Origin of the sequence: Ghiorsea bivora (assembly GCF_000744415.1) — a bacterium.
Taxonomy (GTDB): Bacteria; Pseudomonadota; Zetaproteobacteria; order Mariprofundales; family Mariprofundaceae; genus Ghiorsea; species Ghiorsea bivora.
The window spans coordinates 132,703-146,154 of sequence record NZ_JQLW01000005.1; the positions used below are offsets into that span (position 1 = coordinate 132,703).

The 13,452-nt window shown below is 43.5% G+C and carries 13 protein-coding genes; 7 read left to right on the top strand and 6 right to left on the bottom strand.

Annotated elements, in window-relative coordinates; genetic code table 11:
* The first annotated feature begins 11 nt into the window (after positions 1-11).
* Together DM09_RS01150 and DM09_RS01155 are read left to right on the top strand one after the other, a co-directional pair.
* Positions 12-677 (top strand): energy-coupling factor ABC transporter permease, encoded by a 666-nt coding sequence (locus DM09_RS01150; RefSeq protein WP_038246940.1) that lies wholly within the window; start codon positions 12-14, stop codon positions 675-677.
* 21 nt (positions 678-698) lie between these two features.
* Complete coding sequence (locus tag DM09_RS01155; protein WP_038246941.1) at positions 699-1,334, top strand: trimeric intracellular cation channel family protein; 636 nt, start codon at positions 699-701, stop codon at positions 1,332-1,334.
* On the opposite strand, the gene DM09_RS01160 is transcribed toward DM09_RS01155, so the two are convergent.
* Positions 1,335-2,369 (bottom strand): aldo/keto reductase, encoded by a 1,035-nt coding sequence (locus DM09_RS01160; protein WP_038246942.1) that lies wholly within the window; start codon positions 2,367-2,369, stop codon positions 1,335-1,337. It abuts the gene before it with no gap.
* Between the two features lie 139 nt (positions 2,370-2,508).
* Between DM09_RS01160 and DM09_RS01165 the strand changes: the two genes are divergently transcribed.
* The gene (locus DM09_RS01165) at positions 2,509-3,180 is read left to right on the top strand and encodes an adenosylcobinamide amidohydrolase (protein ID WP_038246943.1); all 672 of its coding nucleotides are present in this window, start codon (positions 2,509-2,511) and stop codon (positions 3,178-3,180) included.
* Positions 3,181-3,237: 57 nt separating this feature from the next.
* On the opposite strand, the gene DM09_RS01170 is transcribed toward DM09_RS01165, so the two are convergent.
* The 4 genes from DM09_RS01170 to DM09_RS01185 all read right to left on the bottom strand — a co-directional run bounded on the left by DM09_RS01170 (position 3,238) and on the right by DM09_RS01185 (position 8,235).
* Positions 3,238-5,091, bottom strand: coding sequence for a DEAD/DEAH box helicase (locus DM09_RS01170; protein WP_051937882.1), 1,854 nt, complete (start codon positions 5,089-5,091; stop codon positions 3,238-3,240).
* A gap of 329 nt (positions 5,092-5,420) precedes the next feature.
* Positions 5,421-6,149 (bottom strand): metal ABC transporter permease, encoded by a 729-nt coding sequence (locus tag DM09_RS01175; RefSeq protein WP_038246944.1) that lies wholly within the window; start codon positions 6,147-6,149, stop codon positions 5,421-5,423.
* 1 nt (position 6,150) lies between these two features.
* A complete protein-coding gene (locus DM09_RS01180) occupies positions 6,151-7,047 on the bottom strand; it encodes a metal ABC transporter substrate-binding protein (protein ID WP_038246946.1) in 897 nt (298 codons plus the stop codon).
* A gap of 9 nt (positions 7,048-7,056) precedes the next feature.
* Positions 7,057-8,235, bottom strand: coding sequence for a porin family protein (locus tag DM09_RS01185; protein WP_038246947.1), 1,179 nt, complete (start codon positions 8,233-8,235; stop codon positions 7,057-7,059).
* Positions 8,236-8,940: 705 nt separating this feature from the next.
* Here DM09_RS01185 and DM09_RS01195 point away from each other — a divergent pair.
* Together DM09_RS01195 and DM09_RS01200 are read left to right on the top strand one after the other, a co-directional pair.
* Positions 8,941-9,456 carry a MarR family transcriptional regulator gene (locus tag DM09_RS01195; RefSeq protein ID WP_038246950.1) on the top strand — a complete coding sequence of 172 codons (516 nt, stop codon included), beginning with the start codon at positions 8,941-8,943 and terminating at the stop codon, positions 9,454-9,456.
* Positions 9,453-10,166 (top strand): hypothetical protein, encoded by a 714-nt coding sequence (locus tag DM09_RS01200; protein WP_038246951.1) that lies wholly within the window; start codon positions 9,453-9,455, stop codon positions 10,164-10,166. Before DM09_RS01195 ends, DM09_RS01200 begins: the two co-directional genes overlap by 4 nt.
* Positions 10,167-10,175: 9 nt before the next feature.
* Here the strand turns inward: DM09_RS01200 and DM09_RS01205 are convergent, their stop codons facing one another.
* Positions 10,176-10,598, bottom strand: coding sequence for a group II truncated hemoglobin (locus DM09_RS01205; RefSeq protein WP_038246953.1), 423 nt, complete (start codon positions 10,596-10,598; stop codon positions 10,176-10,178).
* Between the two features lie 96 nt (positions 10,599-10,694).
* Between DM09_RS01205 and DM09_RS01210 the strand changes: the two genes are divergently transcribed.
* The gene (locus tag DM09_RS01210) at positions 10,695-11,108 is read left to right on the top strand and encodes a MerR family transcriptional regulator (protein ID WP_051937886.1); all 414 of its coding nucleotides are present in this window, start codon (positions 10,695-10,697) and stop codon (positions 11,106-11,108) included.
* Between the two features lie 61 nt (positions 11,109-11,169).
* Positions 11,170-13,392 (top strand): heavy metal translocating P-type ATPase, encoded by a 2,223-nt coding sequence (locus DM09_RS01215; RefSeq protein ID WP_038246956.1) that lies wholly within the window; start codon positions 11,170-11,172, stop codon positions 13,390-13,392.
* Positions 13,393-13,452 lie beyond the last annotated feature (60 nt).

The following is a 13,452-nucleotide window of genomic DNA, read 5'->3' on the forward strand; positions in this document are numbered from 1 at the left end:
TAATGTAAACCATGCATATCCCAGCGGGCTTTTATCCAGACTTTCTCCTCATATTAGGTAATACCATTACTATTCCCTTTATTTTGATTGCCATTTGGCGAACAGAAACACGGTTTTGGTCGGGTTGGTCAGAAGGTTTACAAATTTCCGCTATTTTTGTCGCGCTTACTGGTCTGTATATGCTTCAAGCCGACATCAAACCAGGTATGGCAGTGCACTGGTTAGGCGTTATGCTGACGGTGATGATGATTGGCCCCTGGACTGCCATTGTGACCTTATCCGCCGTCCATTTATTTCTTCTTATTGCGTTTGGTATTGGTGATATATCCACATTAGGTTTTAATATCAGCACATCGGTATTGCTTCCTGTCGCTATTGCTTCAGCTATTCATTTACTTTTCTATTATAAATTCCCACGCATTGTTCCAGTATATTTTGCCAAAGTCGGTTTTGGTGACCTGCTCTGCATGTGGGGCGTGGATGCTGTGCTTACCTTATGCTTATTAACATGGTCAGATTACCCATCTTTTCATATTTACCAGGACTTCACCTTGGTTTTAGCCTTGATGGGTGGCATGGAGGCTGTAATTAGCACATGGGTTGTGGCAGGTTTAGTCTGTTACTTTCCTACCTGGTTGGTTACTTTTAACGATGAAGAATATATCAACGGCAAATAATATGAGAACATTTCACGCTTGATGACTTTAGAAATAACCCCGCTTCTCCTGCAAAACCTCTACTGGATAACATTGCTTGCCGTGATTGTATCCTCAGCATCGGGTGTGCTCAAAGCAGGATTTAAACAATTTGATTTATTTGGTGTTATTATGATTGCGGTCACCACAGGTTTGGGTGGCGGATCTTTGCGCGATATGCTGCTCGACCGTGATGTTTTTTGGATTGCTGACCAAGTCTTTTTTATCGCATCTATAGGTAGTGCTATTGCCATCTTTATAGCAGCACGATTCATCATTATTTCACCCAAATACTTTCTTATCGCTGATGCTGCTGGTTTAGCCACCTTTGCCATTGCAGGCACATTGGTTTCATTGATGTTAGGCACATCACCCTTGGTTGCCAGTTTTATGGGGGTCATCACAGGCGCAATGGGTGGTGTATTTCGTGATGTGTTATGCAATGAAACACCCGTTGTCTTTTCTAGCTCGCTTTATGCGACAGTATCATGGTTGGGTTCTTTGCTTTTTATCGGGCTGCTCGCCTTCGGAATTGAAACCACCTACGCCGCTACCATTGCCGGTGTAAGTATCTTTATTGCACGTCTACTTGCCATTTATTACAAACTAAAACTGCCACGATTCCGTTTTAAAGCTTAATCATGGTGCTGGATTAGGGTATTGTTGGTGTACCGTCTCAATTCTATGCAATGTTTCATCACTTAATACAACACTTACACTGCCTAAATTTTCTTTGAGTTGTTCCAAGTTGGTTGCGCCAATAATAGTGCTGGCTGTAAACCACCGACTGCGCACAAATGCCAGCGCAAGTTGTGTGAGTGTTAAGCCTGCATCTGCTGCAACGTCCGCATAAGCTTGCAAGGCTTCAGGCACATTCACTTTGCTGTATCGCTGGGTGAATTGAGGAAATTGTGTTACCCGCCCTTGGGTTTGTGGATTTTCAAGGTATTTTCCTGATAAATGTCCAAAAGCAAGCGGACTATACGCCAACAAACCTACCTGTTCATGCCGACAAGTTTCAGCAAGCCCTGCTTCAAATGTGCGGTTTAATAAATGATATGCGTTTTGAATGCTTACAATGTGCGGCAAACCCAATGTTTTGGCATATTGATTGAATGTACTCACACCATAGGGTGTCTCATTGCTCAAACCAATATAACGCACTTTCCCTGCATCCACCAAAGCAGCCAAAGCCTGCAACTGTTCCACAATTGGCGTGGTCTCATGTTCTTGTGTGATATCATAACTGGTAGCACCAAACATAGGCACATAGCGGTCTGGCCAATGAATTTGATACAAATCCACATAATCGGTTTGCAGGCGTTTTAAACTTGCATCAATCGCCTCATTGATATGTTCCACAGTGATTCGAGGGCCACCTCGGATCCATTCAAACCCACGCGAAGGGCCTGTGATTTTAGTGGCAAGAATCAACTTATCCCGCGGCCGATCTTTCAGCCATGAACCCACATATGATTCCGTTCTGCCTTGGGTCTCCGCACGCGGTGCAACGGGATACATTTCCGCCGTATCAATAAAATTTACACCATAATCGATTGCCATATCCAGTTGGGCATGGGCATCACTTTCACTGTTTTGCTCGCCAAATGTCATGGTTCCCAAACAAATTTCAGATACTTCTAAATCGCCGCTGCCCAGTTGGTTCTTTTTCATGGTGTCACCTCTTGGGCAAGCTTATAGGTTTCCCTGCACATTTTGAACCACCATGAACATAAGGCGGTGTGCATAAACACAAGCACTATTGCCTTTCCCAACTTAAGCACCTTACAATCTCGAACCTATGAGCATAACGATGAACACTTTTACCAAACTAGAACACAATGATGACCATATCCACCTCGCCTTTTCATCTCCACAGCGGGTCATAAGTTCTGCTATTTTGAACGGAGGTTTGATAAAAGCCGACCATATTGTAAATCGAAAAGTACCCAAACATTCATCCTCTTGTGAAGCTCCTGAAAAAAGCCTAAGCGACTATGCCAAGGCTCGAGGCTGGCAAGGTCATGTGGTTGGTATGATGACAGCCGCTTCAATGTCTTCATTGCGTATTGAGCAGGCTTGTGTTGAAGGCATGAATATAACTGTGCTCGTCACCACAGGAATAAGCAACGCACGGCGTGCTGGCGACAAAGCGGATATACAAGAATTATTAGGCACAACAGGTGAGGTCGGTACAATTAACCTTATCCTCATATTTTCAGCGCAATTAACGGATGCTGCATTGGTAGAAGCCATGATGATTGCCACAGAAGCCAAAGCCGCAGCCTTGCAAAATGCTAAGGTTTTAAGCCCTGTCTCTGGTTTCTTCGCCACTGGAACGGGAACCGATGCTATCGCTGTCGTCTGCAGCGATGATACGCAAAAAATAAAATTCTGTGGCAAACATGTCTTACTCGGTGAGTGGATTGGGCGCTTGGTTATCAAAGCTGTGACCCGTTCATTAAAAGCCGAGGCTTCTGTGTGATATAAAAAAATAGCCTTGATGCTTTCACATCAAGGCTAATATTATTTTAAAGGTTAATTAACGTCCGCGTCTTGGTGCACCGCGACCGCGACCACCACCTGAGCGTTCACCACCACCGCTTCTGCTACCACGGTTATTACCCGGGCGACCTCTACCACCACCGCTGCGTCCGCCTCTATCACCACCACGACCGCCGCCTCGGAAGTTACCACGGCGTTTACGCGGCTCATCACCACCAAATTCCACTTCAACCTGTTCCAAATTAATCGCTTTGCCTGCAATACGTGTTTTCTTCAGTGTCTTGAAAATTGAATCGGGCATACCTTCAGGCAAATCAACCGTTGAATGGTCATCACGAATCACGATATTATTGATAAACTCACTATCAATACCCGCTTCATTGGCAATCGCACCCACGATATTACCAGAGCGAACATCCAAATCAGAGCCCACTTCTAAACGGTAACGACTAAAACCTTTCGCCAACGGTTTATCATGATATTCACGGTTGCCACCATGGCTACGCAAGTCTCTAGGTTCATCGCGTCCAGCACGAACCTTTGGCATATCTTTCAGCAAGAAAGGCTCAGAACCTTGTACCATTTTTGCCAACGCTGCCGCAATTTCTTGGGCTGGAATATTGTGTTCTTCTTCATATTCTTCAATGATTTTAGAAAACAACTCCAAACCATTGGCTTCCAAGGTTGTTGTGATTTTTTGTTTAAAGTCTTCAATGCGTTTATTGTTAATATCTTCTGTAGAAGGCATCACATACAATTCAACGCGTTGGTTGGTTGCGCGCTCAATGGCATACAACATACGCTTTTCACGCGGTGCAACAAACAAAATCGCTTCACCCGAACGACCCGCACGACCTGTACGACCAATACGGTGAACATAAGACTCCGTATCATGCGGTACATCATAGTTAATCACATGCGAAATACGCTCAACATCCAAGCCACGCGCTACAACGTCTGTACCAATCAGAATATCAATTTGACCTTTTTTCAGTTTGTTCACAATTTGTTCGCGCTGATTTTGCGCAATATCACCATTAAGTGCTGCCGCAGAATAACCACGCGCTTGAAGCTTCTCAGCAAGCTCAACCGTTGCCGTTTTGGTGCGTACAAAAATGATAATACCATCAAATGTTTCCGCTTCTAAAATGCGGGTTAATGCATCCAGCTTATGGCGGCCGCTAACCATCCAATAACGCTGACGAATGGTCACCGCAGTGGTTGCTTTGCCTTTAATGGTAACGTGCACAGGTTTGTTCAAGTAATTGTTGGTGATTTTACGAATTTGGGTAGGCATGGTTGCAGAGAACAATGCAATTTGACGCGTTGGTGGCGTTTGCTCAAGCACCCACTCTACATCATCAATAAAACCCATGCGTAGCATTTCATCTGCTTCATCAAGTACCAGTGTTTTAAGGTTGTCCAACTTCAATGTTTTGCGACGCATATGATCCATCACGCGCCCTGGTGTACCCACCACAACATGTACACCGCGTTTTAACTGACGTAATTGTCCATCATAACTTGAACCGCCATAAATCGGTAGCACATGAAAACCTTTCATATGTTTTGCATATTTTTGGAATGCTTCTGCAACCTGAATTGCAAGTTCACGCGTTGGTGCAAGCACCAACACTTGTGGCGTTTTAATGCTCATGTCGATTTTAGATAGAATCGGTAGTGCAAATGCAGCCGTTTTACCCGTGCCTGTTTGCGCTTGACCCAACACATCTCTACCCGCACTCACATGCGGGATAATTTCTGCTTGAATCGGTGATGGTTTTTCATAACCCACATCGTCCAATGATTTTAGAATCTCTGGGCTTAAGTCCAAATCCTTGAAGGTAATCTCTGAAGGTGTTTCTGGGTTAATTTCTGTAGTTTCTGTCATTATTTTTTCCTAACTTCTCGTCTTTTATTAAAATTCAAGGGAAATCAGGTTATCGCCTAAACATATATCAGCGCAGAAGCCAAAAGCTCTGCAACTTCGTTATATTTAAGGATACATGTACAAAGGGTTTGAACCTGTATCTCCACGTGTACGCCACAACAAATCATACCTTAACGGTTATGTTTTGTGTGTTTACGTGAAGACCAGGATTGAATATTTATATCGCTATTTCACATGCGCACAACAAACTTGAACGCCCCAATATAACGAGCTAAAGCCATATAGCGAGAATAAAATTATTAAAAAACTTTCATTATTCGGCACTTCAATCACTTTTGTTTGCTAATATTCCAAATAAACATAGGTGCACCACATATAAATAGGGCTAAGACAACACTGGATGAAGGTGGAAGATCAAGAAATTCAGCAGCCATAACTCCCGCCACCGCCCCAAACATTCCTACGAGTAAAGCCTGCCATACTGGGCCATTATTCTCTCCCTGCCACGCTGCCAAAGCAGGAAGCAGCAACATACCAAACACCAGCACAATACCAACAGCATGAATAGCGGGCACAACGGCTAGTGCCAATGCCATATAAAACATGACACGTTGTATATAGGTATCATTTCCAGCAAAACGAAGCATAATAATCGCAAGTAGTCCCAAAGCAGCCAATACAGCAAGGTCGAAATAACTTGCCCCAAGCAATGACCCAAACATCAAGTCTGTCATATGCCCTTCAGCATGTGGCAATTGCGTTAGAACAACCATTCCCGCTGCGGCTGCCACCGCGTACATCGCTCCCATCACAGCTTCCTTGGGTAGCTTGGAAGCATAGGGTAATGCTGCAAAAGCCAGCACAGCGACCACCGTAATACCGCCTGCCCATAATGGACCAGAGGTATCCGAAGCCAAGCCAATGGCATAACCCGTTGCTGCAAATTGTGCCAGTGCCAAATCGACAAATACAATGCGTCGCTCCAGCACGCGCCTTCCTAAAAAAGGCATTACACATGCCAGAATCATACAGGCTATTAAACTGGTTAATAAAAACATATTATTCCCCTCCAGAAGCAAGTAAATCAAACATGCTTATATAAGCCTCAAAACCTTCTCCTTTGACTGCATCAGGCATCAAACGACATGAAGTATGGGTTAGTTCGCACAATTTTCTGGCAATTGGGCCATCATGATAAGGTTCAAGCCATACACCCTGCACATCATTTTGTTGAACATTTGACACCAGTGCATCCAAGTGGAATGTGGAAGGTTCGATACCTGGTTTAGGCTCAACATAATCTATCACTTGTAGCCCAAAGCGTCGCGTGAGATATAAGTAAGAATTGTGATACGCAACCAATGGACTGAGCTCCTGAAAAGATATTTTCCATTGAGGCATACGTTGTTTGATTTGTTCTGTAAATTTTGACGCACGTTTGCGATAAACCTCAGCGTGTGTTGGGTCAAGTTTTGATAACCGTTCCGCAATAATCTCAGCAAGTCTCACCCCATTAAGTGGATCCATCCACCAATGTGGGTTTCCTTCTGGGTGAATATCACCCAACTCCCTCGTAATTTTACCATGGGGTTTACCAAGCACCTTTGTGAGTATACTCCTACCATCCAAATATCCTTGGCTACCTTGTCGAATATTATCGTTGCGCGATGCATCAACCAAAGGTGGTAACCAACCTATTTCTAGACCAAGACCAGCTGCAATCAACAAGTCAGCACGCGCAAGATGGCGGGCTAAAGTTGGCTTAGGGGGAACAAAATGTGGGTCTTGTCCAACATGCGCCAACACCTTCACCTCAGCAAAATCACCCGCTACCCCCTGAGCTATTTGACCCAAGGCAGGTAAGCTAGCGACAATGCGTAAATCACCTGCCATCGCAGTTGTTTGTGCAAGTATAAGTGTAATAGTTAATATCAATAATTTTTGTAAATACTTCATAAGTTCTCCTTAATAACTATGAGGGCGATGTGGTCCAATCGCCACTACCCATCTAAAAAACACTTCGTTGGCACTTTCTCCTAGCCCAATGCTTAGATTGCTTGCTGTCTGCGTAAGTGCATTGCTTGTATGTTTATATTGCAGGGTAATACTTTGAAACTCACTTAGCTTCCAGCCAACTCCTGCGCTGTAAGCATGTTCGTTATTAACAATTCCAGTCATGCCACTAAAATCATAACGCGCAAAAGCAAGCCAATTACGATTAAAGTCATATTCACCAAGTAGGTATGCCCCATCTGTAAAGTTCTGGCTGACACCTTTATCGATTTTATTACGATTCCATTCACCTTGTAGTGACCAGCCACTATGGTCAAATTGACTATTTTTAATGGCAAAGTGCCCACCCAGAATATCACTTCGGCTGCTGCCCGATATACCATTGCGAGCACGAATAAAGGTGCTTCCCAGCTCCAAGGTAGTGGCATCATCCATATCCCACATACCAGTCCAACCAAGCATAGCACCAAAACGATTGCTACCCGTTGGGTCAAACGCCACATCATTCGTATTTTGAAAGAAACCAAATAATAACGAATGTGCTGAATCCCCAATGTAAAGCGGACGATCAATAAATGCCCCTTCACCAATCAGCTTTTCACCACCAAATAGATTAACCAAACCATTGGGAGTGTCCGCATAAACTAGGGCATGTGGGTGTACACCATTGGCACGACCAAGCGGTATAAACTTGCGCCCAACCCGTAAGCGGAATCCATCAGGTAACTTGGATGTTAAATAACCTTCTTCTATACCCATACTACCATTGGCGGCTGTAACGGTGACATCCAGACGCGTATGTGCATCAACGGCTGCACCAAAAACAAATTCGCCTTCTGACAATGGTAAAAAGCTGTCTGAATGTGCTCCATTCTCACCACTCATAGATGACCCTGCAAAAGTGCCAATAACAGAGATAGATGGATTACCTGTATTTTCTGATGTTGTAGGCATGAATTGTTGCATGGATGTTCCATCAGTATTTGTTTGTTTACTTTCTGCTACCTCAATACGTTGCATAAGCAGTTTAACTTGTGTTTTCAAAACATTGATTTCATCGCTTTCTGCCGCATGAGCAGGCAATGCATTGATTAGGCATGGCAATAGCCACAGCAGTTTTCGTGTGTTCATCTTCAAACTCCTTCAAGAACCCTATAACCAAATGTTATGGGCAGGCTTGTTAAATAATTATTTTAGTTAGTGAAGTTAAAAGATGGCGGAGCGCGAATAGAAAACAATTGAACATCTGAGAATATTCCATCCTCTGCCTGCCAATTATCTAAAGTTAGAAGCTGCCATGTCATTGTAGGCAAAACAGCAGCATGTGGGATGAAGAACCCACTTGCGATAGGCTTTTCTAAAGAACATGTAACACACTGAGCAGATAGGCCTTCTTGATGTTGATGCAAATCTATGTTTGCCCACATAGCCCCAAGCAAAGCCAAGGTAACCATGACAAAATGCAAACGCGAATACCCTTGACTTAAAGTGTGTTTCATCCGTCATATGTTTGCTTGTCTTTAATGCAAGTCAAGCGTGTGTCACAGTTTTAAATACAAATTGAAAACATGTCTACACTATATATTCAATGGCTAGATAATTAATTGTTTAGTTCCGAACTCTTATAGCTTTAATTATAGTTTCCTAAAAGGAGTTAATTTATGGGAAGTATACAGCATGTACTAACGCCAAGACCACGGCGGCTGGTAAAGCAAAATAGCAGCGCTATTTGCAAGACAGACAACACAGGTATCGATGCTTTTAGACACATCAAAAGCTACATACACTTGACATTCTGTATTCCAGATTCAAGAATTCAGAATAACAGGTGCTAAAATGGAATTAAAACCACAAGATATTTATATTGCTTCAAAGTTGTTTGTTCTGAGGAACGAGCCTTGGTCTATGCAGCGGCTGGGGGAATCTTTAGGGCTTAGTGCATCCCAAATTCATAGTTCAATCCAAAGATTGATAAAAGCACAGCTTATTCGTAAAGACAAGGGCTATAAAATTATCTCTGCCAACCTCAAAGAATTTCTTGTGCATGGTATTCGCTTTGCGTTTGTTCCTGAACTGGGAGAGCCATGCCGAGGTATGCCAACAGCATCCTTTGCACTTCCCCTTAACCAATTTTTTGTGCAAAATCAAGAGTTGCCCCATGTATGGCCAGACCCTCAAGGTGAAGTTCGGGGCATATCCTTTTCACCCTTACACAAACATGCGCCCAAAGGAGCACGAAATGATGTTAAACTTCACGCATTTCTTGCGCTTATTGATGCCGTGCGTGGTGGTCGTGCTCGTGAAAGAAAAATGGCTATTGAGCATATTCAACACATATTATCTTCAGCATGAATCATAACCATCCAAACATAGCAATGTTGAAGCAGGTTGCTACAGGGCTTGGCTCTCTGGTTGATGACGTTGTTTTTCTTGGCGGATGTACCACAGGTTTATTAATCACTGACCCTGCATCACCCACCATAAGAGAAACGGATGATGTGGATATGATTGTTGAAATCAGCACCCATCATGCTTACCACGACTTTACAAAGCAGCTCAAAACCAAAGGCTTTAAAGAAGATACAAGTGAACATGCACCGATATGTCGTTTATTGTACGGGTTACTCAAGATCGATGTGATGCCTACACACGAAGATATCCTTGGGTTTACAAACCTATGGTATGCAGAAGCCATGACTCATGCCGCAAAAATCCAGCTATCAAACCAGCTTCATATTCAAATGGTGACAGCGCCCTACTTCTTAGCCACTAAACTCGAAGCATTCTATAACCGTGGTCAACATGACTACATAGCTAGCCATGACCTTGAGGATTTGGTTGCCGTGATTGATGGACGAGCTTCTATTATTGAAGACATTCAGGGCAGCTCCAAATCATTACAGGATTATTTAGCACATGAATTTAACAACTTAATACATGTTGATGATTTCCAAGACGCTCTTTCTGGTCACTTACCCCCTGATGCAGCAAGTCAAGCACGGTTGCCATTGCTGCAAGAGCGGCTAAAGCAAATATCCCAACTTAACAGCAGTAGCTGTTAGCATCCTTTCCTAGTTTGTATGACCGTGCGCCATTTGGCTCACTTGATTGATACGATTGGCAGGAAACGCCAACTGCTCCATCAAATAATCTTTTAAAGATTGCGGGTAGTCGGATTTATCCAAAGCTTGCTGCATGCATGTTAACCACGCTTGCGCATCTTCAGCCGTGATTTTAATGTGCTGATGTGCCATAGGTAAACTTAAACCTTTGCCATATTTTTCAGGGTATATGCGTGGTCCACCTGTCCAACCTGAGAGAAAATAAACCAACTTATCTTTTGCCACTTCCAAATCGTCAGGGTGCATGTCTCGAATACGCTTGGCTTCAGGCAAAGTATCCATCACATCATAAAAATCATCCACCAGCTTCACCAAGCCATCATAGCCGCCTACTGCTTTATATGTTGTATCTTCAAATCCGTATTTACTCATAACCTTACCTTTAACATGGAATAAGAGCGCAACATACATGACAAGTAAGTATGATACGAGTATCATTTTTTTGATTCTTCAAGCCAAGAGGTGATGATGTTTACGGTTAGCCAACTTGCCAAACACTGCAATGTAACACCTGAAACAGTCCGTTTTTACAGTAAAAAGAAACTTTTAGAGCCAACCAAGAACCCAAGCAATGGTTATCAAATGTTTACCATAGATGATGTGCCTAAGCTGAAGTTCATTCGTCAGGCAAAATTACTCGGATACACTTTAAATGAAATCGAAGAAATCCTACATCATAGCATGCAAGCCAACTCACCTTGCCCTATTGTGCGCGAATTTCTTGAACGTCGCATTGCCGATAACCAACAAAAGATTAAAGACTTAATAGCCTTACAAAAACGAATGGAAACTGCTCTAAAAGACTGGAAAAACAAACCCGATAGCATGCCTGATGGCAATTCGGTTTGTCACTTGATTGAATCTTTTTCAGAAGACACTTGACCTAGGTGTTACACTTAGGTTTTAGTATTCGCCAGCAAGCATCAAAAGCAGGAGATAAGGCATGAAAAACCAAGAGATTCGTTTATCGATTGAAGGCATGGGCTGCGCATCATGTGTGGGCAAGATTGAGAAAAAGCTGGCTGCTGTGGATGGTATTGTGTCGGCAAATATCAATTTGGTGGACAGAACGGCAAGGGTGGAAGCCCGCCCAGATACTTCGGGAACAATCGAAGCCAATATCATTGATGCCATTGAATCAGCAGGTTCATACCATGCGAAAATCTTGGTGTCTGCAGCCGATGAATCCAAGAAACATGAAGCCGAAGCAGCACACCTTCAATATCGTATCAAACAAAGCGCCCTAGCCATACTTACTGGTTTCCCACTGATGGCTGCCAGCATGTTAGATTTACTACCCAGCCTAGACGCGCAAGGTTTTTGGTTATTAATTACCGTGGCAACACTTGGTGTTATGGCATATTCAGGTTCCCATTATTTCCAAGGAGCTTGGAATGGTTTGAAACATAAAAATACCAGTATGGATACGCTGGTTGCTATGGGTACAGGGGTTGCATGGTTATATTCCATGGCTGTCGTTGTATTTCCAGAGCTTATCCCTGAAGCCAGCCGTCACGTCTATTTTGAAGCGGCACTTATCGTCATTGCACTGGTCAATATCGGACATGTTTTAGAAGCACGCGCACGTGGAAAAACCAACCAAGCCATTGAAAAACTACTATCATTGCAAGCCAAAACCGCACGCGTACTTAGAGATGGTAAAGAAGTTGATATTCCTATTGAGGACGTGGCAATCGGTGATGTGGTGCGCGTACGCCCTGGCGAAAAAGTTCCCGTGGATGGTAATATCATTGAAGGTTCATCTTTTATTGATGAATCCATGCTTACGGGTGAACCCATGCCTGTAGCCAAGTCAATCAATGACGAAGTGATTGCAGGCACCATGAATGATAGTGGCACATTTTTATACACTGCCACACGTATTGGTGCTGAGACCACACTTGCGCAAATCATTGAAACTGTGCGCCGCGCCCAAAGTGCCAAGCCTGATATTGCACGTTTGGTTGATAAGGTTGCATCCATTTTTGTACCTATCGTGTTAATTGTCGCTTTATCTACAGCCCTATTTTGGTGGTTATACATGGATAATATTACCTTGGCATTGGTGACCAGCATGAGTATTTTACTGATTGCCTGTCCATGCGCCTTGGGCTTGGCAACCCCCATTTCTATGATTGTGGGTATAGGTAAAGCCGCTGAATTTGGCATTCTTATTCGCAAAGGCGAAGCACTAGAACGCGCATCTCACGTGACCACAATCGTGTTGGATAAAACAGGGACAATCACTGAAGGTAAACCGCAAGTCACTGATATTATAACAGAGGCAATCAGTGAGGATGATGCTTTGCTATTTGCCGCAGCAGTGGAAAAAGGCTCAGAGCACCCGTTGGGCAAAGCCATTGTCCAAGCTGCTGAACATAAAGGATTAAGCATTGCCAACGCTGAAAACTTTGAAGCCAGCTTTGGTGGTGGTGTATCAGCAAACGTGGATGGCGCAAACATCCTGATTGGAAATCAGGCATTCTTACGTGCAAACAGCATAAAAATAGATGAAAACTGGCAGAACCATGCTGAAAAATTAGCAAAACAAGCCAAAACACCCGTTTTTCTAGCCAAAGACCATCAAATCGTAGCTATTATCGCTATTGCTGATCCTATCAAATCTGATGCTAAAGCAGCGATTCAAGCCTTGCATCATTTGGGTTTAAAGGTGCAAATGCTAACGGGTGACCATCAACAAACCGCCTTGGCAGTTGCAAAAGAAGTCGGTATTGATGATGTAACAGCCGAAGTAAAACCCGATGACAAAGACAATGTGATTGCAAAACTGCAAGAACAAGGCGAAACCGTAGCTATGGTAGGCGATGGTATCAACGATGCCGCAGCTTTAGCCCGCGCTGATGTTGGTTTTGCCATTGCCCATGGCTCTGATATTGCGATTGAAAGTGCCGATGTGGTATTAATGCGCTCTAGCCTTACCGCTATCCCCGATGCCATTCGTATTTCATCAGCCACCTTGACCAATATCAAACAGAATCTACTTGGTGCATTTATTTATAACACTTTAGCAATTCCTATTGCTGCAGGTGTTTTATTTATACCTATGGGCATTTTGCTAAACCCCATGCTTGCAGGAGCTGCTATGGCGATGTCATCTGTGACCGTTGTCTCCAACGCAAATCGCTTACGTTTCTTCAAAGTTTAACAGATTAGGATAAAAAAAATCACCAAGGGGTTGAATTCCTGATTCCGCGTTCTTATATAG

Bases quoted from the DNA above. Each gene is read 5' to 3' on its own strand.
- DM09_RS01150 (WP_038246940.1), top strand. From the start codon at position 12: ATGCATATCCCAGCGGGCTTTTATCCAGACTTTCTCCTCATATTAGGT.
- DM09_RS01155 (WP_038246941.1), top strand. From the start codon at position 699: ATGACTTTAGAAATAACCCCGCTTCTCCTGCAAAACCTCTACTGGATA.
- DM09_RS01160 (WP_038246942.1), bottom strand. From the start codon at position 2,369: ATGAAAAAGAACCAACTGGGCAGCGGCGATTTAGAAGTATCTGAAATT.
- DM09_RS01165 (WP_038246943.1), top strand. From the start codon at position 2,509: ATGAACACTTTTACCAAACTAGAACACAATGATGACCATATCCACCTC.
- DM09_RS01170 (WP_051937882.1), bottom strand. From the start codon at position 5,091: ATGACAGAAACTACAGAAATTAACCCAGAAACACCTTCAGAGATTACC.
- DM09_RS01175 (WP_038246944.1), bottom strand. From the start codon at position 6,149: ATGTTTTTATTAACCAGTTTAATAGCCTGTATGATTCTGGCATGTGTA.
- DM09_RS01180 (WP_038246946.1), bottom strand. From the start codon at position 7,047: ATGAAGTATTTACAAAAATTATTGATATTAACTATTACACTTATACTT.
- DM09_RS01185 (WP_038246947.1), bottom strand. From the start codon at position 8,235: ATGAACACACGAAAACTGCTGTGGCTATTGCCATGCCTAATCAATGCA.
- DM09_RS01195 (WP_038246950.1), top strand. From the start codon at position 8,941: ATGGAATTAAAACCACAAGATATTTATATTGCTTCAAAGTTGTTTGTT.
- DM09_RS01200 (WP_038246951.1), top strand. From the start codon at position 9,453: ATGAATCATAACCATCCAAACATAGCAATGTTGAAGCAGGTTGCTACA.
- DM09_RS01205 (WP_038246953.1), bottom strand. From the start codon at position 10,598: ATGAGTAAATACGGATTTGAAGATACAACATATAAAGCAGTAGGCGGC.
- DM09_RS01210 (WP_051937886.1), top strand. From the start codon at position 10,695: ATGTTTACGGTTAGCCAACTTGCCAAACACTGCAATGTAACACCTGAA.
- DM09_RS01215 (WP_038246956.1), top strand. From the start codon at position 11,170: ATGAAAAACCAAGAGATTCGTTTATCGATTGAAGGCATGGGCTGCGCA.